Annotated in this window: 20 protein-coding genes and 1 other annotated feature; of the genes, 14 read left to right on the top strand and 6 right to left on the bottom strand. The window is 50.6% G+C overall.

The window, feature by feature from the left end; translation table 11 throughout:
* Positions 1-208 precede the first annotated feature (208 nt).
* From ACFPYJ_RS16335 to ACFPYJ_RS16310, 6 genes are all read left to right on the top strand, one after another.
* On the top strand, positions 209-1,297 hold the full coding sequence (locus ACFPYJ_RS16335) for an ABC transporter ATP-binding protein (RefSeq protein WP_379189240.1): 1,089 nt from the start codon (positions 209-211) through the stop codon (positions 1,295-1,297).
* Positions 1,294-2,112: an ABC transporter permease gene (locus tag ACFPYJ_RS16330; protein ID WP_379189239.1), complete on the top strand. Its 819-nt coding sequence runs from the start codon at positions 1,294-1,296 to the stop codon at positions 2,110-2,112. Before ACFPYJ_RS16335 ends, ACFPYJ_RS16330 begins: the two co-directional genes overlap by 4 nt.
* 10 nt (positions 2,113-2,122) lie before the next feature.
* Positions 2,123-2,926, top strand: a complete 804-nt coding sequence (locus ACFPYJ_RS16325) for an ABC transporter permease (RefSeq protein WP_379189238.1) — start codon at positions 2,123-2,125, stop codon at positions 2,924-2,926.
* Entirely contained in the window at positions 2,923-3,996 is a 1,074-nt protein-coding gene (locus ACFPYJ_RS16320; RefSeq protein WP_379189237.1) for an ABC transporter substrate-binding protein, read from the top strand. The genes ACFPYJ_RS16325 and ACFPYJ_RS16320 overlap by 4 nt, the downstream gene beginning before the upstream one ends.
* 374 nt (positions 3,997-4,370) lie before the next feature.
* Complete coding sequence (locus tag ACFPYJ_RS16315) at positions 4,371-4,772, top strand: DUF4259 domain-containing protein (protein WP_379189236.1); 402 nt, start codon at positions 4,371-4,373, stop codon at positions 4,770-4,772.
* A gap of 147 nt (positions 4,773-4,919) precedes the next feature.
* Positions 4,920-5,939, top strand: a complete 1,020-nt coding sequence (locus ACFPYJ_RS16310; RefSeq protein ID WP_379189235.1) for an LLM class flavin-dependent oxidoreductase — start codon at positions 4,920-4,922, stop codon at positions 5,937-5,939.
* Between the two features lie 1,402 nt (positions 5,940-7,341).
* Here the strand turns inward: ACFPYJ_RS16310 and ACFPYJ_RS16305 are convergent.
* Entirely contained in the window at positions 7,342-8,202 is an 861-nt protein-coding gene (locus tag ACFPYJ_RS16305; RefSeq protein ID WP_379189234.1) for a DUF421 domain-containing protein, read from the bottom strand.
* A gap of 114 nt (positions 8,203-8,316) precedes the next feature.
* Here ACFPYJ_RS16305 and ACFPYJ_RS16300 point away from each other — a divergent pair, with 114 nt between their 5' ends.
* The 4 genes from ACFPYJ_RS16300 to ACFPYJ_RS16285 all read left to right on the top strand — a co-directional run bounded on the left by ACFPYJ_RS16300 (position 8,317) and on the right by ACFPYJ_RS16285 (position 12,285).
* Positions 8,317-8,568, top strand: a complete 252-nt coding sequence (locus ACFPYJ_RS16300) for a DUF1657 domain-containing protein (protein WP_379189233.1) — start codon at positions 8,317-8,319, stop codon at positions 8,566-8,568.
* 246 nt (positions 8,569-8,814) lie between these two features.
* Positions 8,815-10,308, top strand: coding sequence for an alpha-N-arabinofuranosidase (locus ACFPYJ_RS16295; protein WP_379189232.1), 1,494 nt, complete (start codon positions 8,815-8,817; stop codon positions 10,306-10,308).
* 5 nt (positions 10,309-10,313) lie between these two features.
* A complete protein-coding gene (locus ACFPYJ_RS16290; RefSeq protein ID WP_379189231.1) occupies positions 10,314-10,595 on the top strand; it encodes a DUF6171 family protein in 282 nt (93 codons plus the stop codon).
* A 109-nt stretch (positions 10,596-10,704) separates the two neighbouring features.
* Positions 10,705-10,945: a binding site (T-box leader), on the top strand.
* A 143-nt stretch (positions 10,946-11,088) separates the two neighbouring features.
* Complete coding sequence (locus tag ACFPYJ_RS16285) at positions 11,089-12,285, top strand: aminotransferase class I/II-fold pyridoxal phosphate-dependent enzyme (RefSeq protein WP_379189230.1); 1,197 nt, start codon at positions 11,089-11,091, stop codon at positions 12,283-12,285.
* A 10-nt stretch (positions 12,286-12,295) separates the two neighbouring features.
* Here ACFPYJ_RS16285 and ACFPYJ_RS16280 read toward each other — a convergent pair whose 3' ends face one another.
* The 3 genes from ACFPYJ_RS16280 to ACFPYJ_RS16270 all read right to left on the bottom strand — a co-directional run bounded on the left by ACFPYJ_RS16280 (position 12,296) and on the right by ACFPYJ_RS16270 (position 15,070).
* Positions 12,296-12,703: a VOC family protein gene (locus tag ACFPYJ_RS16280; RefSeq protein WP_379189229.1), complete on the bottom strand. Its 408-nt coding sequence runs from the start codon at positions 12,701-12,703 to the stop codon at positions 12,296-12,298.
* A gap of 64 nt (positions 12,704-12,767) precedes the next feature.
* Positions 12,768-14,198 (bottom strand): helix-turn-helix domain-containing protein, encoded by a 1,431-nt coding sequence (locus ACFPYJ_RS16275; protein ID WP_379189228.1) that lies wholly within the window; start codon positions 14,196-14,198, stop codon positions 12,768-12,770.
* A gap of 125 nt (positions 14,199-14,323) precedes the next feature.
* Positions 14,324-15,070 carry a spermidine synthase gene (locus ACFPYJ_RS16270; protein WP_379189227.1) on the bottom strand — a complete coding sequence of 249 codons (747 nt, stop codon included), beginning with the start codon at positions 15,068-15,070 and terminating at the stop codon, positions 14,324-14,326.
* 312 nt (positions 15,071-15,382) lie between these two features.
* Between ACFPYJ_RS16270 and ACFPYJ_RS16265 the strand changes: the two genes are divergently transcribed.
* Positions 15,383-15,646 carry a zinc ribbon domain-containing protein gene (locus ACFPYJ_RS16265; protein ID WP_379189226.1) on the top strand — a complete coding sequence of 88 codons (264 nt, stop codon included), beginning with the start codon at positions 15,383-15,385 and terminating at the stop codon, positions 15,644-15,646.
* Positions 15,647-15,723: 77 nt separating this feature from the next.
* On the opposite strand, the gene ACFPYJ_RS16260 is transcribed toward ACFPYJ_RS16265, so the two are convergent.
* Positions 15,724-16,557, bottom strand: a complete 834-nt coding sequence (locus ACFPYJ_RS16260) for a sugar phosphate isomerase/epimerase family protein (protein WP_379189225.1) — start codon at positions 16,555-16,557, stop codon at positions 15,724-15,726.
* A gap of 315 nt (positions 16,558-16,872) precedes the next feature.
* Here ACFPYJ_RS16260 and ACFPYJ_RS16255 point away from each other — a divergent pair, with 315 nt between their 5' ends.
* The 3 genes from ACFPYJ_RS16255 (at position 16,873) to ACFPYJ_RS16245 (ending at position 18,295) form a co-directional block, all read left to right on the top strand.
* Positions 16,873-17,139, top strand: a complete 267-nt coding sequence (locus ACFPYJ_RS16255; protein ID WP_379189224.1) for a hypothetical protein — start codon at positions 16,873-16,875, stop codon at positions 17,137-17,139.
* Between the two features lie 357 nt (positions 17,140-17,496).
* Positions 17,497-17,736: a hypothetical protein gene (locus tag ACFPYJ_RS16250; RefSeq protein WP_379189223.1), complete on the top strand. Its 240-nt coding sequence runs from the start codon at positions 17,497-17,499 to the stop codon at positions 17,734-17,736.
* A 430-nt stretch (positions 17,737-18,166) separates the two neighbouring features.
* Entirely contained in the window at positions 18,167-18,295 is a 129-nt protein-coding gene (locus ACFPYJ_RS16245; RefSeq protein WP_379189222.1) for a hypothetical protein, read from the top strand.
* 143 nt (positions 18,296-18,438) lie between these two features.
* Here ACFPYJ_RS16245 and ilvD read toward each other — a convergent pair whose 3' ends face one another.
* On the bottom strand, positions 18,439-20,130 hold the full coding sequence (gene ilvD, locus ACFPYJ_RS16240) for a dihydroxy-acid dehydratase (protein ID WP_379189221.1): 1,692 nt from the start codon (positions 20,128-20,130) through the stop codon (positions 18,439-18,441).
* Positions 20,131-20,134: the final 4 nt, after the last annotated feature.

Here is a 20,134-nt window from a genome sequence, read left to right as displayed (position 1 = left end):
TCAATTATCCACATTCATATACCCATTTTGTAAAATATCGAATCCGCTCTCATCAGCTATTTAGCTTCCGTTGTTTTCATCGTATGATAGAAGGACGGTACGAGCAGGATCGAACAATAATTAGGCCTGCTATTCACGCAGCTTCTATAGGCCGGCGAGGTGTAATGCAATCGGAAGCTATACCATTCAAGGGGGAATAAACCAAACCATGAATGAACAACCCATCATTCGATTCGAAAAGGTAACCAAACAATATCAAGGTGACGCAGCCGTTCTCAGGGACGTGAGCTTCACGATCGAACGGGGCAGGTTCTACACGCTGCTCGGCCCGTCAGGCTGCGGCAAAACAACGATACTAAGGCTCATTGCCGGATTTACGGAGCCTACGAGCGGCAATATTTATTTCAACGGTAGAGTCATTAACCATATTCCCGCCAACAAACGGCAGGTGAACACGGTTTTTCAGGACTATGCGCTGTTTCCGCATTTGAATGTGTTTGAGAACATCGCTTTTGGCCTGCGGATTAAGAAGCTGAAGAGGGCGGATATTGAGGCCAAGGTTAAAGAAGCGCTTCGTTTCGTTAATCTGACCGGCTATGAGAGCCGGGAAATTAAGGAGATGTCCGGCGGGCAGCGGCAGCGGGTTGCGATTGCGCGTGCGATTGTGAATGAACCGGAAATCATTTTGCTGGACGAGCCTTTGTCTGCACTGGATCTTAAGCTTCGAACCGAAATGCAATATGAGCTTAGGGAGCTGCAGCAAAGGCTCGGCATCACCTTCATATTCGTCACACATGACCAAGAGGAAGCGCTAGCCATGTCCGATGAGATCTTCGTGCTCAGCGAAGGAATCATTCAGCAGAGCGGGACGCCGACTGATATCTATGACGAGCCGATCAACCGCTTTGTTGCGGATTTCATCGGTGAATCGAACATTGTTGCAGGAAAAATGACGCAGGATTTCCTTGTGGAGTTTGGCGGCCGAACCTTCGAATGCGTCGACCGCGGACTTCATCCGAATGAACCGATTGAGATTGTCATCCGACCGGAGGATCTCGAGATCACGGCTGTGCAGCAGGGCAAGCTTCAGGTACAGGTTGAGACGCAGCTGTTCAGGGGGGTGCATTACGAGATTCTGTGCAGCGATGAGACCGGGAACAAGTGGCTTGTCCATTCCACGAAGAAGGTCGTCGTCGGTGAAGCGATCGGTCTTACGTTCGAGACGGAAGCGATCCATGTTATGCGCTTTGGAGAGTCCGAGGAAGATTTCGACAGACGATTGGAAGCTTACTCATGAAAGCGGCCGTACTGAGGAACACCGCCGGAACCCGCAATCTCTATCTGATTCCTTATCTCTTATGGATCGTGCTGTTCGTTATAGCTCCGATCGTCTTGATTGTGTATTATTCCTTCTTCGATGTGGAAGGGAACTTCACCTTCGGTAATTATGCGGATTTCTTCACCCCGGTCTATATGAAAATGACGTTAAGCTCGTTTTGGTATGCCTTTCTTATTACGGCTTTCTCCTTGCTCGTGGCCTACCCAACCGCTTATCTGCTGACGAAGACGAAGCATAAGCAGCTGTGGATGCTGCTCATTATTCTGCCGAGCTGGATCAATCTGCTGCTCAAAACCTATGCCTTCATCGGCTTATTCGGTACATACGGCGCGGCGAATTCCATGCTGGAGCTGCTTGGCATCGGCACGCAGCAAATTCTGTTTACCGATTTCAGCTTTATTTTCGTATCGGTCTATATCTTCATCCCGTTCATGATTCTGCCGATTTTTAATGCGCTGGAAGAACTGAATCCATCGCTTGTCTATGCCGCCCGCGATCTCGGCGCATCGCCTTGGACGACGTTTCGCCGTGTCATCTTCCCCTTGACGACCAGCGGGGTGAAGTCAGGCTGTCAGGCGGTATTCATTCCGGCGCTGTCCTTGTTCATGATCACGCGCCTCATTGCCGGCAACCGCGTCATAACGCTTGGAACGGCGATCGAGCAGCATTTTCTCGTCACGCAGGATTGGGGAATGGGAGCAACCATAGCCGTCTTCCTCATTATTGCCATGGCGGTCATTATGATTCTAACGGGCAACCGTAACCGGAAGTGAGGGCTGCAGGATGAATAAATGGAAACTGTCAAACATCTACTTGATCGCCGTATTTATTATCTTGTATGCGCCGATCTTTTATTTGATGTATTACTCGTTCAACAGCGCGGGGACGATGCATGAGTTCGAAGGCTTCACGCTGGAGTGGTACAAGGAGGTATTCGCCGATACGAGGCTGCTGATTATCGTCTTGAATACGTTTGTCATCGCGCTGTTATCCTCAGCCATATCAACGATTCTGGGGGTTCTCGGCGCACTTGCGATCCATCAGGTGAAGAAACATCAAACCCGGAACGCGCTGCTCTCGCTCAATAATGTCCTGATCGTAAGTCCGGACGTAATTATTGGCGCATCTTTCTTAATCCTGTTTACGATTATCGGCATTAAGCTTGGCTTTACTTCCGTCCTGCTGTCGCATATCGCCTTCAGCGTGCCGATCGTGGTTATTATGGTGCTGCCTAAGCTGGAGGAAATGAGTCCGACGCTGATCGATGCGGCGCGCGATCTTGGGGCAACGGGCCTTGATGTGCTGTCGAAGGTCGTGCTGCCGTTTATCAAGCCGGGGATTTTTGCCGGATTCTTCATGGCATTAACGTACTCGCTGGACGACTTTGCCGTTACGTTCTTCGTAACCGGCAACGGCTTCTCTACGCTGTCCGTCGAGATTTATTCCCGGGCAAAGCAGGGTGTTGCGCTGTCCATCAATGCGTTATCCTCGCTCATCTTCCTGCTTACGCTCCTTCTGGTTGTCGGGTATTATTTCATCAACCGCAGCAACAGGACCCGCACGGATTGGGGGATGCCGAATAAATGAGACCGCTCATTCAGATGTTCACTGTTGTCGTCGTTATTGCGCTGGCACTCATGTATGGGGCATCTGCGCTTAATTCATCGGAAGGGTTCACCGGCGGCAATACACTGACGATCTACAACTGGGGCGATTATATCGATCCCGAATTGATTGCGGAATTTGAGAAGGAAAGCGGAATGAAGGTTGTCTATCAAACCTTTGATTCCAACGAGGCGATGATGACCAAGATTGAGCAGGGCGGCACAACCTTCGATCTAAGCGTTCCATCCGAATATGCGATCAGCAAAATGAAAGAAGAGAACCTGCTGCTGCCCATCGATAAATCAAAGCTGCCGAATTTGAAATTTATTAATCCGCGCTTCCTGCATCTGTCGTTTGACCCGGATAATGCGTATTCGATTCCTTATTTCTGGGGAACGGTCGGCATTATCTACAATTCCGATATGCTGGGCGGGAAGAAGTTTACGAGCTGGGACGAGCTATGGGATCCGAGTTTGCATAATCAGATCCTGCTGGTGGACGGTGCCCGCGAGATCATCGGGATGGGGCTGAACAGTCTTCATTATTCGCTCAATGATACCGATGAGACTCATCTGCAGCAGGCGAAGAATAAGCTCAACCTGCTGACGGGCAATGTCAAAGCTATCGTCGGCGATGAAATAAAGATGCTTCTGGCCAATGAGGAAGCGGCTGTCGGTGTTGTCTGGTCAGGGGATGCTGCGGAGATTATGGACGAGAATGATAAGCTTGATTATGTCGTTCCTAAGGAAGGCTCCAATCTGTGGTTCGATAACATGGTCATTCCGAAGACTGCCCGCAACATCGAAGGGGCGCATCAGTTTATTAATTTCATGCTCGATCCGAAGCATGCCGCGCAGAATGCGGAATATGTAGGCTATTCGACACCTAACGAGAAGGCGATGGAATACTTGCCTGAGGAGATTGCGCAGGACAAACGCTTTTATCCGGATCCTGAGCTGACCGAGAAGCTTGAGGTTTATAAGAATTTGGGCAAGCGGATGCTGTCGCATTATAATGAGCTGTTTCTGGAATTTAAGATGCACCGGAAGTAAGGGACTGGGACTCGGAATCGGCTGGAGTGCGAGTAGCGCAAGATTGTTTGGAATTGAGCGACTGGTCTGGAATTGGTTGGAATTGAGAGGCTTGGGCTGCAAGGAAGATCGGCTGGAATTGTGAGGCTGGGGTCCAGTATTGACTGGAGTGAGAGGTTTGAACGGCAAGGAAGATTGGCTGAAATTGTGAGGCTGTAGGGTTGGCTGGAATTGTGAGGCTTGTAAGATTGGCTGGAATTGAGCGACTGGACTTCAGGATTGACTGGAAGTGAGAGGTTTTGGCTCATTGCTGGAAGTGAGAGGTTTTGGCTCATTGCTGGAGATAAGAGATTGGCAATGCATGAATTTATCTGATGAGAGAGAGGAATTTCGATATGGCAGCATGGGGAACGAAGACTTTTGATAATGACGATACGATGGACTGGATGGGGGAGTTTCTAGAGGCGCGTTCACTTGGATTTCTGAATGAAACGCTGAGCAGTGTGGCAGAGGAACAAGAAGTGTATATCGAGGAGCCTTACGGCTCATCCGCGCTTGCGGCCGCCGAGGTTGTTGCTGCCTTGCGGGGCAACCCGAACGGTCCGCTGCCGGAAGAGCTTGCTGAAGCGTTAGTGAATTTTAAACCGAAGAAAGTAAGTGACACGGTTGCGGCATTGGCAGGTAAAGCCCTCACGCGGCTGCTCGATAACTCGGAGCTGAAGGAGCTCTGGGAAGAGAGTGAAGATTATGAGGCATGGACAAGCAATGTACAGCAGCTGCTGAAGAAGCTCGTTTAGCTGCTTGCGGCGGCTTAAATGGGTTAGGGCTGGGGTGATCTAAGATATTCGTGGTAAAGGGAGTAAAGTTAGCTTGAATTAATCCGGTCACAGAATTATCCCCGGCAAGCTTAGAAAATAATAATCAACCCGGGCAGGAGGTGTATGATGCTGCGTTTGAGTGTATTAGATCAATCACCGGTACCGGAAGGAAGCACCGCTCAGCAGGCGCTCATTGAGACGGTGAAGCTGGCTCAGCTGAGCGAACGTCTGGGCTATCATCGTTTCTGGGTATCCGAGCACCATAATACGTCAAGTCTCGCGCACTCAAGTCCCGAAGTGTTCATCTCGCACATCGCCGCACATACCTCCTCTATTCGCGTCGGTACGGGCGGTGTGATGCTGCCTCACTACAGTGCCTATAAAGTAGCAGAGAATTTCCGTCTGCTCGAAGCGCTGTATCCAGGCCGAATTGATGTTGGTTTGGGACGAGCCCCCGGCGGCTTGCCGATTGCGACAAGAGCTCTCCAGGAAGGTAAAACGGGACTTGGCTATGTGGATCAATATCCGCAGCAAATTGCGGATCTCTTGCATTATTTTAACGATTCCGATTCGGATACCCATCGTTTCCCGGGCTTAGTAGCATCACCCTCTGTGGATTCCAAGCCTGAGGTCTGGCTGCTCGGCTCAAGCGGCGACAGTGCTGCGCTTGCAGCGGAGCTTGGCGTATCCTTCGCCTTTGCGCAGTTTATAAACGGGGCAGGCGGTGCTCCTGTCGTTAAGGCGTACAAGGAGCAACATCTTTCAACCGGCTATGATCCGGTTCCCAGATCCATGGTAGCCATCTTCGTCATTTGTGCGGACACGGATGCGGAAGCTGAACGACTGGTATCCAGCTTCGACTATCAGTTCCTGCTGCTCGAGCAAGGGCGGTTCACAGAGGGTGTAGTAACGCCGGAGAAAGCATTGGCCTATCCTTACTCGCAAACGGATCTGATGCGGATCAAAGAGAACCGCAAACGCGTTGTCGTCGGCTCCCCGCAAGCCGTGAAGAAACAGCTGCTGGAGCTAAGCGAGCTGTACGAAACCGATGAAATCATGATCGCCACGATTGTTCATGACTACGAAGCAAAACGCAAATCCTTCAAGCTGCTCGCCGAGGCCTTCGGCATCCAGCCGCCGGAATAACAAAAGGGTGAACGAAAGTCATCAACTGTGACTTCCGCTCACCCTTTTATAGTTCCATTCATGATTGGGCAAAGCTGCCTCCGCGCTGTATGAGTTATCCAACCGCTTGACCACTAGCTAAACAAGGCGAGCCAATGGCAGAAAGCAGCTATTGATGTATGGCTGGCTGCTTAGCTGATGTAACAGTCCCCGTTAACGTCGGGAGCACTGATTTCGGGTTGGTACCCATAGTCTGTACTCTTTAAAAGAGTGTCCAGACTATGGCATCCAAACCGCCTTTATTTCGGCATTCAAACGGCATATTAGCTCATAGGGAATAGCTGGACTGGAGATATCTACCAATAGCATATTAGCTCATAGGGAATAGCTAAACTGGAGATATCTACCAATAGCATATTAGCTCATAGGGAATAGCTAAATCAGAGATATCTACCTTTTATTCTTGGTGCATTTCGGCATCCAAATGGCATATTAACTCAAGCGAGGTCAGCTAAACTGGAAATATCCATCTATTTGGGGCTATCTGGCTTCCCGAAGGAGACTAAACTGGAAATATCCACTTATTTTTACGCAAAGTTGAACATTTGAGCCCCCAACGGTCAATATAACTGTATGAAATCCAGTATAGCGGTCGTGGATCTCTGCTATTGTCCTTTTAACTGTATTGAATCCAGTATAGGTGCTGCAGATCCCTGCTATCGTCCTTAACTGTATGAAATCCAGAATAGGTGCGACTAATCTCAGTATCGAATCCAGTATAGGCAGGTCTTCATATTTAGCAAGAGGACGAGAAGGTGGTAGTGGTGTTATTCCATCGGAATATCGAATCGCAGCGGCACATATCCGTGATTAGTCCTTCCCATACCAGCATGTGAAAAACACCGGTTATGTCAGGCCGGCACCCTGACATAACCGGTGGAAGAGGATTCGGTGCATAACTATCGATGAGGGACGGGCGAACGTTTAGCCGATGTCACCATTGTGAAGCCCAATAGCTGCTTTACTTTCTGCACCACGCGCAGCTCCCAGCGCGCGGCGGTGCGGCGGTGTGCGTATCGGCGGTCAACCATGTGCAGCTCCCAGCGGGCGGTGCGGCGGTGAGCGTATCAGCGGTCAACCACGCGTGCAGTGAGGCGTAGCGTGTCGGCGGTCAACGACGCGTGCTCCCAGCGGGCGGTGAGGCGTGTGCGTATCGGCGGTCAACCACGCGTGTTCCAGCGGGCGGTGCGGCGGTGTGCGTGTCGGCGGTCAACCACGCGTGCTCCCAGCGGGCGGTGAGGCGTAGCATATCGGCGGTCAACCATACGTACTGCCTTCGGCATGTCTTGTACAGCTGGCGTCCACCGGGTTGGAGACAATCCGGCGCAGAGGCTGCTAATGAACAAATCCAACCATGCGCTCTTTACTGGATCAGATGCGGCTTCACGTCGGTGATCACTTTGTCCAGTTTCTTCGCACAGCGCTGGTACATCGCTTTGGCCTTCTTATGCTCAGTGGAGAGGCCGAACATCTCCAGATTGGCTTCGCATTTCTTCAATATGGCGAGCAGCTGCGCCTTCTGTTGGGATTCCGGAAGGGTAATCTGATCATTGTACAAATCGACAGAAAGCTGCCCATAGGTATCCACTTGTCCGAGATATACCTGATCGGCGGTCAGATTGAGCTTCTTCAGCTCGCCTTCGAGCCATGTGCGATCCTGCTTGATGGCTGCAAGCGGCTCATCCATGATTTTACCGTCCATAATGACGGCTTGAGATACCTGCTCGACGCCGACAGTGATGCCCAGATCGGACGCAGTCAGCGGCTGATTCTCTTTTTTGAGCAGTATATTAAGATCACCGCTTGTTTCCATCAGGGCAAATTCCACATCAGCCATCCGAAACACGTCCTTCTTGCGCAGCTGCTCAAGCAGATCATCGGAGGTCATTCGTTCTTTCTTTAGATTCGCTTCTTGGATTTGACCATCCTTGATAAGTACGGTTGCTTTGCCATCGAGAAAATCCCGAGCGCGTTTGCTCTTCAGCTGCACGAACTCGATGCCCAGAGAAAACAATGCCCAGACACCCAAAGCGATCATGCCTAAACTCCAATGTGAATCTAAGTCAGTGGACAAAAAAGCGGCCAAGTTACCGATCGTAATGCCGGTAATGTACTCGAACAGCGAAAGCTGTGTCACTTGGCGTTTGCCGAGCAGCTTCGTAAGCAGAAACAGAAACACGACAGCAAATAACGTACGTAATGCAATCTCAAACCAATCAGGCAAGTTCATGACCTCCGTTTCTCAGTAAAAATATCCCCTATTTCCAATTTTTTATGTATATTTCCCTCTGCTGCATTCAACAATAGAACCGACAAGCATGCAGATTGAGCTTCATGCTTGAACTCTTCGTCGCATGCAAAAAGGAGGCGAAAGATCATTCCCAGCTCACCGGTCAGTCAAGTAAAAGCTTGTCTGTACTCCCTTCGTAACGCTCAAACCAGCTTGGAGCAGTTCGCAGCCATTACGCCAAACGAAGAAGCAAAGAACATGTTCACGACAGCTGCTCAATCAGCAGCTGAAATCGTCCAGCAAATGGAACAGCGCGTGCATCAGCTGGAGCATGAAGATTCGTCATACCCGGGTTATTAAGCGAAAGGGCATTCCTCAAGGTCAGTCATATAACCTTGAGGAATGCCCTTTTCTTCGTGCAGTCATTGCTTCAACTATGTTTTTGTCTATCACAATCTCATGTGATTAATGAGAATATTAATTCATAAAACGAACGAGAAAAGGATTGAAAACAGTCCTTTATTATTGTTTAATAGAGTTGTTACTTTATGAAAACAGAAATTAGTTAATGAATTCATTAATCACAAGTTGAGGAGATGTTGGATCATGGCGCCAAACCGCGTAGTTGTTAATTTGGATCGGACTAAAGGGAACATTAACCGCAATATATACGGGCATTTTGCCGAACATCTGGGCAGATGCATTTATGAGGGAATTTGGGTCGGAGAGGACTCTGATATCCCGAATACAAAAGGGATTCGCAATGATGTGTTGGAAGCGCTTAAGAACCTGAATATTCCGGTGCTGCGCTGGCCGGGCGGCTGCTTCGCCGATGAATATCATTGGAAGGACGGCATCGGACCTCGCGAAGGCCGCAAACGGATGATTAATACACACTGGGGCGGGGTTGTCGAGAATAATCATTTCGGCACGCATGAATTTCTGATGCTGTGTGAAATGCTCGGATGCGAGCCTTATATCAATGGCAATGTCGGCAGCGGAACGGTTCAGGAGATGCAGGAGTGGGTCGAGTATATGACCTTCGAAGGCGAATCGCCGATGTCTAATCTGCGGGCTGCAAACGGCCGCGAGAATCCGTGGAAGGTCAACTTCTTCGGCGTCGGCAACGAGAACTGGGGCTGCGGCGGCAATATGCGGCCTGAGTATTATGCAGACCTGTACCGCCGCTACCAGACATATGTGCGCAATTACGGCAGTAACCGGATTTTCCGAATTGCCTGCGGCGCGAACGTGGATGATTTCAGATGGACGGAGACTCTCATGAAAGAGGCCGCCAGGTATATGGATGGACTAACGCTCCATTATTACACCGTTCCGGAAACCTGGGAGAAGAAAGGTTCTTCGACGGACTTTACGGAGACAGATTGGTTCGTAACGCTGCGCAAGGCGCTGTTCATGGACGAGCTCGTGACGAAGCACAAGACGATTATGGATAAATACGATCCAAACAAGCGCATCAGCCTGATCGTTGATGAGTGGGGAACATGGTACGATGTTGAGCCGGGTACGAATCCGGGATTCCTGTATCAGCAGAATACGATGCGTGACGCGCTTGTTGCAGCGGTATCCCTGCATATTTTCCACGACCATAGCGACCGTGTCCGTATGACCAATATCGCACAAACGGTTAACGTGCTGCAATCCGTTGTACTGACGGAAGGCGCCAAAATGGCTCTGACCCCGACCTACCATGTCTATGAAATGTTTAAGGTCCATCATGATGCAGATGCGCTTGACGTATTCCATCAGCCGGCCAGCTACAGCTTGGGCGGCGAATCGATTGCACAGACGAGTGTCTCCGCATCTAGAGGCAAAGACGGCAAATTGAACATCAGCTTATGCAATCTAAGCCATGATGAGGCTGCAGTAACATCCATCGAGCTTAGAGGAGTCGGGGGCGATGCGCTGGGCTCGGTGAATGGAACGCTTCTGCGCAGCAGCGCTCTCAGCGCTCATAATACGGTGGAGAAGCCAGAGACTGTTAAGCCTGAGCCGCTGACCGGCTTGGTTCTGGATGCGGATGGAAAATTGAATCTTAACCTGCCTCCCGCGTCGGTTGTCGTGCTGACAATCGAATAAATCTGATGCTCAAACAAGAAGCCGAGCGGAAGGATGGATGTAAAGGCTGCAGCGCCAACGTCCATGTATCGGAAGAGCAGCTGGACCGGATTGTGAGCAAGCTGGCAAGCCATCCCGATGATTGCGTTGATGATGCCGATTATGCGGAGCGCCTGGGGACATGCGGGACTTGTCCATCACTTCAATACGGGACGACATGCGCCCACTGCGGCTGTTTTGTGCGGGTTCGGGCGAAGCTTGCGGCTAGAGGCTGTCCGCATCCCGGCGGTTCACGCTGGAAGGAATAGAGGCCGTTCCCGGGCAGCCGCTTTAGACGTTTCGTCCAGGATCATAAAAAAATGTTATTGTAATTCCAGTTTGTTGTCGTTATAATTACCAACAACAAACACAATAGCTCTACATTCATTGACGAGAAAGAGTACGTTGCTTGGCCTGATCGAACAGAGAGCTGGGGGTTGCTGAAACCCGGCGTTCGGGTCTTAACGGAAAGCCATCTCCGAGAAGCAGGCTGAAACTTTAGTAAGCTCTGCCGCATTTCCAGCGTTAGCGGGAACACGTATTGATGGATACGTGAGCGGAGTGTCACGGCTTTGCCGTGGAACTAGGGTGGTAACACGGGTATAAACTCGTCCCTTTACAGGGGCGGGTTTTTTTTGTTTTTCAGAAAAGTTTTCATTTCACTTCACGTTATCTAATCTTGTGCGAAGAAACCTGCGGCGCCTTCATTTCACAGGGAGCACCTGTTTCTTCATGGTTTTCAATAAAAGGGAGGGAAAGCGCATGACAACAAGCATGGGACCATTTTCAATGAGTGAACTGATTTCACCGATCGTGAAAGAAATACCGCCTTCAGGTATACGGAAGTTCTTCGATCTGGCCGCGGGAAGCAAGGAAATGATTTCGCTGGGTGTCGGGGAGCCCGATTTCGTAACGCCAGAGCGGGTTAGGGAGGCTTGCGTGCGTGCGCTGGAGAGGGGCAGAACTTCCTACACACCGAATGCGGGGTTAGTGGAGCTTAGGGAAGAGATCGCGCAGTATTTGGTTAACGGCTTTCAGCTGAGCTATGAGCCGGGCAATGAAATTATGGTTACGGTCGGCGGAAGTGAAGCGATCGATCTCGCTCTGCGGGCTTTGATTTCACCGGGGGATGAGATTATCGTGCCGTCGCCAAGCTACATTGCTTATTCTCCTCTCACCGCACTGAATGGGGGACGCGTAGTCGAAGTCGAAACCTTGGCCGAGAATCAGTTCAAGCTGACAGCGGATGCGCTGCGCCAGAAGATAACGCCAAGGTCCAAGGCGCTTCTGATCAACTACCCAAGCAATCCAACCGGCGCAACGATGACTTATGAGGATTGGCTTCCGATCGCGAAGCTCGTACAAGAGCATAATCTAATCGTTATCAGCGATGAGCTGTATGCGGAACTGACCTATGACCAGAAGCATGTAAGCTTCGCCTCGCTTCCGGGCATGAAGGAGCGGGTCCTTCTCATCGGCGGCTTCTCCAAGGCGTTCGCGATGACAGGCTGGAGAATCGGATATGCCTGCGGACATCGGGAGCTCGTGGGAGCCATGCTGAAAATCCATCAGTATACGGTGCTCTGCGCGCCTATTATCGGGCAAATTGCAGCGATTGAATCCTTGCGCGGCGGTCTTGCGGATAAGGATTTTATGAAGGATTCGTTTAATCAGCGCAGACGGATGTTCGTACGGGGCTTGCAGGAAATCGGCCTGCCCTGCCATGAGCCGCAGGGTGCCTTCTATGCCTTCCCTTCCATAGCCCATACGGGCATGACCTCGGAGCAGTTCGCCGAGCATCTTATACGCAAGGCTAAAGTAGCGACCGTTCCCGGCCATGTATTCGGAGCAAGCGGAGAGGGGTTCATCCGATGCTCCTACGCCTCTTCGATCAGTCAGCTGGAAGAGGCGCTGGAGCGGATTGACCGCTGTTTGAGGGAATCGGCAGTCAACAGCTGATCGCAGTTCTCTATTCCCGGCAGATCATGAGCTTATTCTGATCCGGATCTTTGATGACAAACCAATGATCGAATTGGATGTCGGTAACGATTTCGATGCCTTTCTCCTGGGCATAGGCATAGGATGCTGCGAGATCGTTCGTCAAGAACATGAACGCCGGCGTTTGGATAGCGGGAGCGCCGCCCGGTTCCTTGCCGCCCCACATCGGCATCGTGTCCAGAATGACGCCGGCGCCATCCATTGGCAGCGGGCAGAGATGGCCATTCATAATTTCACAATCGGTGGTAAGTCCGAGAAGGCTGCAGTACCAATCGCGGGCTTTCTCAATATCGCTCACAGGAATAAACACGCTGCCTATTTTGTTCTTAATCGGACTTGCGGCAGCAGGTGAAGCGGCTTGCTGTTCTTGTTCATTCATCTGAAGCCCTCCCTTAATCATTTTCAAAGCATTTGGCACCAGATAGGGTCTATAATTCTCGGATTCAGCTGAAGTCGGTTGTGAACGACCAGCCTCCGGCAGATGATGGCTTGCACGCTGTTCCATTGCGGAGCTCCTTTCTTGAATGGAGAAGACGAACCGGGATGCAGGTAGTGACGGACGTTGTCCGCTCAAGATTATCCGGAGCGCCCGGCGTATATCTGGCGTATCCCTGTCTGCTTTCGTCGTGTTCATAGTTTTCGTTCTGATAGAGCCAGCTGTACAGCTTATCCATCACCCCTGTCATTGCGCCGTATGCAGGGGTAGTGAGGCAAGCGTATAATCCTCCAACGACTCTCGTATTTTCATCTGGCAGAGCTGAGGGATCATGGGGAAGAGAGACCCCCAGTTCATACCAATATTCGTCGCTTGAGGGCAGCATGCCGTAGTTTGCGAACATATACAGCTGAATTTTTCCCGCATCATCGGAGCGAAGCTCTTGTTCGGTGAGCCATGCAGTAAGCCTCTCATCCGCAAGCGATGGACTATGGGCTCCGTAGGAACGGAAGACGCGCAGGGGCACAGAAGCAAGCTCCATCACCTCGATGGAAGGCTGCTCTTTGACCCGTTCTACGGGCAGCATGAGTTTAAGTCTCGTCACCCGCCCTTTGTAGTGCATCCATTCTTCGAGAAAAGAGTGCTCGCCCAGCGTGAATGTGCTCTTAGGAAGCCATTCTGCAAGCATGCGGTTCCACGAAGCGATGATGGTTGAAGCCGCATCGGCCGGGGTAAGACTTACGGCGTATAATCCACCCGGCAGAATAGCGTTTTGGAGATCCGGATCATCTGGCAGCGGGTGGGGCAGGTGCTGCTGCGGATAAGCGGCCATCAGCTCATATTCATGCTCTTTCTGACAGCCTGACGGTTTTTCCAGATTACGTCCGATAATCCGCGCTTCATTCAGAGGGAAATCGGATTCAGCGAGCCGTTGATAAAAGGCGTGAAAAGCCTGTTCCTCAAGCCCTGCTCTAAGCGAAGCGCGATATTTGAACGACAGCACATTCATGGGGGCGGTCCGGATAACCTTCACATCGGGGTATTGCTCGCTGACCTCCCGCCGCTCCGAATAATGGACCTTCTCCAGCAGATTGACCTTCTCAAAGCTGTAATAGAGTACAGCATCCCGATAACTGCCTGGTGTCAGACCGACGAGCTTCTTGAAGGATTTGGTAAAAGCCTGATAGGATTCAAATCCGCAGGCAACCGCAATATCCACGACCGGAAGCTTGGACTGCCGAAGCATAATCGCAGCCTGGCTGGTCCGCCGCTTACGAATATACTCCTTGAGGGGATGCCCAGTCAGCGCGTAAAATATCCGATACATCGACGGCACGGACATATAAGCAGCCGCTGCAATCTGCTCCAGCTCGACATGTTCGTAGAGATGCTCCTCCATATAATCGATCGCATTCTGCACAGCCTTTACAGCTTCCATCACCTTCACCACTTTGCGGATATGGTTTGAACTGCTTTCATCATAACAAATCAAATGTGGGAGCAAGTGTATTATTTTATCAAAAAATCCACCTCGCCCTTCCTCGGACCGGATGGTTTTACAGTTCAATCACTGTCCATAATGATGTGGCCTTGTCCTGGTTCAATCTCTGTGAAGCCTGCCATTTGGCGCAGCTGGAACCCGATTGGCCTGCTGCTGCCCATGAGGATGATATTCTGGAGATCATGTGCGGCGCCGCCTGAGAGCAGGCAAAAGGATTTGGTATAAGCAAATTCCCCGCTAAGTGTCGTATGAATGGCATTCATCAGCCGGTCATTCTCGCCTTTTCCCATTACATTCATGAGGATAGCCCCTTGGGAATCGAGCTTGGCCCGTGCTGCGCTGAAGAACTCCCTGGTTGTTAAGTGGCGCGGGGTCCCTTTGCCGGTGAAGGCATCCAGAATTAAATAATCATAGCGGTGCGACGCTTCACCTTCCAGAATCCGGCGTCCGTCCCCCACGATTACATTATCCTGGCTGTATTCAAAATATCTTCTGCTTAACTCCACGACGTTGTCATCGAGCTCCGCTATTTTTACCTGCTTATCCTTGTAATGGCCGGCGATTGTGCCAATCCCATGGCCGATAATAAATAAGTTTTGGAACGACGGGTTGTTAAAATCCATGAGATGAATCATTGCCCGCGGATATTCAAACAGAATGCGCTGCGGAGCGTCCAGATCCATCGCCCCTTGGGCGGCCTGATTCGAGAACTGCAGAACCCGGAAATTCCCTTTCTCGCCCTCTAACTCTGTCGTGTCGTACACCGTAATTTGATGATTGCTGCCGGTTTGCTGATAAAGTATATGCAAGCTGATTGATCTCCTTTAAGCATAGGATGGAGGCTGCCATCAGGGCTTGTTCCTATTGACATTGCGATTATACCATGCCGCCATTCATCCAACCTGCTAAATCCGGACAGACAGCAGCTTAGGATGTCCCCTTCGAACGTCTGAATCCATCTAATTGATAAAACAAAACGTTTAAAGCAGGAATACTTTGCCTCGTAAACTGGTGATATAATGAGGGAATTCAGCTGATGACTTTAAGGGAACGGAATTGGACTCAAAAATCAAAAACGAAGAGCGGGGATATAGAATCCATATAGAAAGGAGCGAAAGGAAATGGAACAGGAATTTAAGCATTGCCAGAGCTGCGGTATGCCGCTGGCCCGTGATGAACAACGGGGAGGGACAGAAAAAAACGGGGATAAAAGCAAAACATATTGCAGCCACTGTTATCAGAATGGTGAATTCACCTTACCGGGCCTAACATTGGAACAAATGAAAGACCGGGTTAAACAAAAACTGATCGAATTCGGCATTCCCAAGTTTCTGACAGGCTTCTTTACCCGAAACATTCACAAACTGGAACGATGGTCAAAATAAAGGCAGTGAGACCGCTTTGCTTCTCTTTCGGAAGCAAAGCGGTTTTTTTTGTGTCTGAGGAGAGGGCGCACTGTTGATCACAAGGAGATGCCCAGCTCCGAAGCGGTCATACGTATGTAATCCGCTGCTTGCTGATATTCTTCGTTAGTGGACAGATGCTCGATTATAAGTGTCGTATCCGGATGCAGCTTGTTCAGCTCCGTTAGGAAGATGCGGTAATCCAGCATTCCCTGGCCTGGGATGACCTCGTCCAGATGGACGGTTAACCGGCTCCGCAGCAGAATGTCCTTGGCATGGCAGTTACGGATATGGGGGCCAAGCTTCGCAAAAAAGTCCCGAATCATATCTCCGTTCCGGTAATACGTCCGGGGGCTGACCACGATATTAACAGGATCAAAATGAACTCCAAAGCCTTTGCGGTCGATAGACTTGATCAAAGAGAGGTAGGAGTCGGCCGAATCCGGGAATACCCAAGGCATCATCTCCAAAGCGAATACCGTGCGTTCCGGCTGTACGGCATCAATAATTTCGCGCGTCGTCTCTACGATCAGTTCAAAGGTCTCCTCACTGAAATTGTCCGGATCCGGCCCGTCCCATTGCTCCCCGCGGGAGCCGGCGATATTCACGCAGCACTGGGCACCTATCCGTTCCGCCAGCTCCAGACGTCTGATGCAGTAGGCAATGGCATTGCGCCTTGTTGTCTCATCCCTGCTGATCGGGTTGCTCCAAGCACCGACCTCAGAGATCAGAATATCATGCTTGTCAGCCGCTCTCAGGTAGTCATCCAGCTCAGCGATGTCGTCATCCCCGTTAATGGGGCAGGTAGTTGCGCGGAAGCCCGCTTGTAAGAGTGCTTTTGACCAACTTTCCGGGTTCTTGTCCTCTAGAAATACCTGTCCTCCAAGCCGCATCGTGATCCCTTCCTTTGTTTGAAGTAGTGTGGGTTAGCAGGAATACTATAATGCGCAAAGTATATCATAAACACGCGTTTATGCAACCGTTAGGCGATCTATTATTTTCTTAGTACGAACGTTGAGCGGCCGACGGCGATCAATGCTGCCAACGATACGATAGTGCAGCGTTCGGTGCTATTCGGGATCCGTGTCTCTCCCATGAAGCCGACTATAAGAAATAGGAAGGATCCCACCAAAGCTGTCCATTCCAAAGTGTGTGTTCCGAATACGATATAGGAAAACATACTTGCTCGAAGAGAGGGGTGGATTGCAATGGCGAAGATACAAGCAGCGAGGCTGGAAAACCAGGTCTACTCGAATCGGGTCGTACGCTCCGAATTCGATAAAAACTGGAGAACGACGATTTCTGGAAGCGGCTATGTCATCTATACCGCAACTGCAAATCATGCGAAAGTAACGGTGCTGCTCACCACCGGCTTGAGAAAGCTGATCATCTTCAACAAAGGCGGAAGAGTACTCGTCGGCTCTGGCGGAGTCAGCCATTATAGTAAACCGCATTTTGCAAAAGACTTGAATTAACTGTGCCTCACGTTACGTTCAGCAGATACCTCAGATGAACAAAGGCAGCAGCCACGGACATAATACGTTCTTGGCTGCTGTTTGTTGTGCATCACTTTATTTGCCAGTAAAGGTGAGTCGATCTGGGCAGCCTATACAGGATTTCATACAGTTAAATGAGGCGATTCGGTGTTAGCAGCGGGCTATACTGGATTCCATACAGTTAAAACGCCTCACAAGGCCAACTTTCATCTAAAAATGAAAATTTAACTGGAAATATCCAGTATAGCGCTCACTATGGATCGCTGATGGTCCAAATAACTGGAAATATCCAGTATAGGCTCTGGTGTTAGTGTAAGGAGCAGATGAGATAACGAAATGTCGCAACCGGCTAGCACCCAACGAGTATCCAACGAGTATCCGGCGAACAATCGGGAGTATGCGGTAAGTGTAAAGCGGGCATCCGGCGAACGATTGGAGTATGGGGGAAGTGTGAAGAGGGCATCCGGTGAACGATTGGAGTATGCGGTAAGTGTGAAGCGGGCATTCGGCGAACGATCGGGAGTATGGGGTAAGTGTGAAGCGAGCATTCGGCGAACGATCGGGAGTATGCGGTAAGTGCCAAACCAAACCTCACTTTACGAGAGAATAGAAGTTCACTGAAGTTCACTGATGCAGATTTAATTACTGACATTCGATCTGGGCAGCCTATACAGGATTTCATACAGTTAAATGAGGCAATTCGGTGATCGGAGCTGGCTATACTGGATTCCATACAGTTAAAACGCCTCACAAGGCCAACATTCTTCTAAAAATGAAAATTTAACTGGAAATATCCAGTACAGCGCTCACTATGGATCGCTGATGGTCCAAATAACTGGAAATATCCAGTATAGGCTCTGGTGTTAGTGTAAGGAGCAGATGAAATAACGAAATGTCGCAACCGGCTAGCACCCAACGGGCATTCGGCGGGCATTCGGCGAACGATCGGAGTATGGGGGAAGTGTGAAGAGGGCATCCGGCGAACGATTGGGAGCATGCGGTAAGTGTGAAGCGAGCATCTGGCGAACGATCGTATGCGGTAAGTGTGAAGCGGGCATTCGGCGAACGATCGGGAGTATGGGGTAAGTGTGAAGCGGGCATTCGGCGAATAATCGGGTTCGGGAGTATGGGGTAAGTGTGAAGCGGACATTCGGCGAACGATCGGGTTCGGGAGTATGCGATGAGTACGAGGCGGGCCTCTATCAAATGCGGTGTTATTTAGGGTGCTGCTGGAGGTTACTGTGCAAGTGTTCCCCCAGCGGCAGCCCCTGGTCAGTGTTAAAGCTCCAAATCCGTTACTGCTCCCTTGGAGGCAGAGGAGACAAGCTTTGCGTATTTCGCGAGCACGCCAGATCGGAATTTGAACGGTGGTTTGATCCAGCTCTCGGCCCTTGCGGCCAGTTCTTCTGCGGAAACCTCCATGTTAATTTCCTGCGTTTCACTGTCGATGGTGACGATATCGCCATCCTGCAGGAAGGCAATCGGTCCGCCAACCTGTGCTTCAGGTGCGATATGTCCAACAACGAATCCATGCGAGCCGCCGGAGAATCGGCCATCGGTGAGCAGTGCGACATCACTGCCGAGGCCTTTTCCGACAATCATAGCTGTGACTGACAGCATTTCCGGCATCCCCGGGCCGCCTTTAGGGCCCGTATAGCGGATAACGACCACGTCGCCTTTGCGGATCTGATCGTTCAATATGGCCTCCGTTGCTTCCTCCTCACTGTTGTATACACGCGCGGGGCCCGTGAAGCGGAGGATTTTCAGACCGGACATTTTAGCCACCGCACCGTCAGGAGCGAGGTTGCCTCTCAATAGGACGAGGGGACCGCTTGTCTTCAGCGGGTTATCGAAGGACCGGACTACATCCTGCTTATCGCTTAGAGGCTGAACCTCCGCAAGGTTTTCCGCAATTGTTTTGCCTGTTACCGTCATGCAGTCACCGTGAAGCAGGCCATGTTCCAACAGCATTTTCATGACAGCGGGAACGCCTCCCGCATCGTTAAGATCCTGCATCATATAGCGGCCGCTCGGTTTCAGATCAGCCAGATGAGGGACATTCTTGCGAATACGCTCAAAATCATCAATGGTTAGATCCACTTCGACTGCATGCGCCATAGCGAGGAGATGGAGGAACGCATTGGTTGAACCTCCAAGCGCCATCACGACGGTGATTGCATTCTCGAATGTGCGTTTTGTCATAATATCTCTTGGATAAATCTGTTTCCTGAGCAGTTCGACGACCATTTTCCCTGCTTCCACACATTCCGATGCTTTATGATGGGCAATAGCGGCAGTTGAAGAAGAACCCGGCAAGCTCATGCCAAGCGCCTCTGCCGCCGAAGCCATGGTATTTGCCGTATACATTCCTCCGCAGGCACCTGCACCTGGGCATACATGACACTCGATTTCATGCAATTCTTCATCGGTCATTTTGCCGTCATGGTATTGGCCTACCGCTTCAAATGCGGTAACGATATTCACATCCTGGCCTTTGAGCTTACCCGGCTGAATCGTACCGCCATAGACATAGACAGCAGGCAGATTCATGCGCCCGATCGCCATCAAACAGGCAGGTGTATTCTTGTCACAGCCACCGATTGCGACTAATCCGTCAAAACGTTCCGCATTCGTAACAATTTCGATAGAATCCGCGATAATTTCCCGGCTTGGGAGCGAGAAAAGCATCCCTTCATGCCCCATAGAGATACCGTCAGATACCGTAATCGTATTGAAAATAAGCGGTGCTCCGCCGCCTGCTTGAACACCAAGCTTGGCTTCTCTGGCTAATTCATCAATATGAATATTACAGGGTGTTACCTCGCTCCACGTACTGGCGATACCAATCATTGGCTTCTTGAAATCGTCATCCTTAAAACCGACCGCCCGAAGCATAGCCCGGTTAGGAACCCGGTTCACACCTTCGCTGATGACCCTGCTTCGAATCCTCAAATCTTCTTTCTTCATCATGTTA

The organism is Paenibacillus solisilvae (assembly GCF_042656405.1).
Classification (GTDB): domain Bacteria; phylum Bacillota; class Bacilli; order Paenibacillales; family Paenibacillaceae; genus Paenibacillus_Z; species Paenibacillus_Z solisilvae.
Note: the sequence above shows the minus strand (reverse complement) of the source record. Positions and strands in the feature narration are given on the sequence as shown.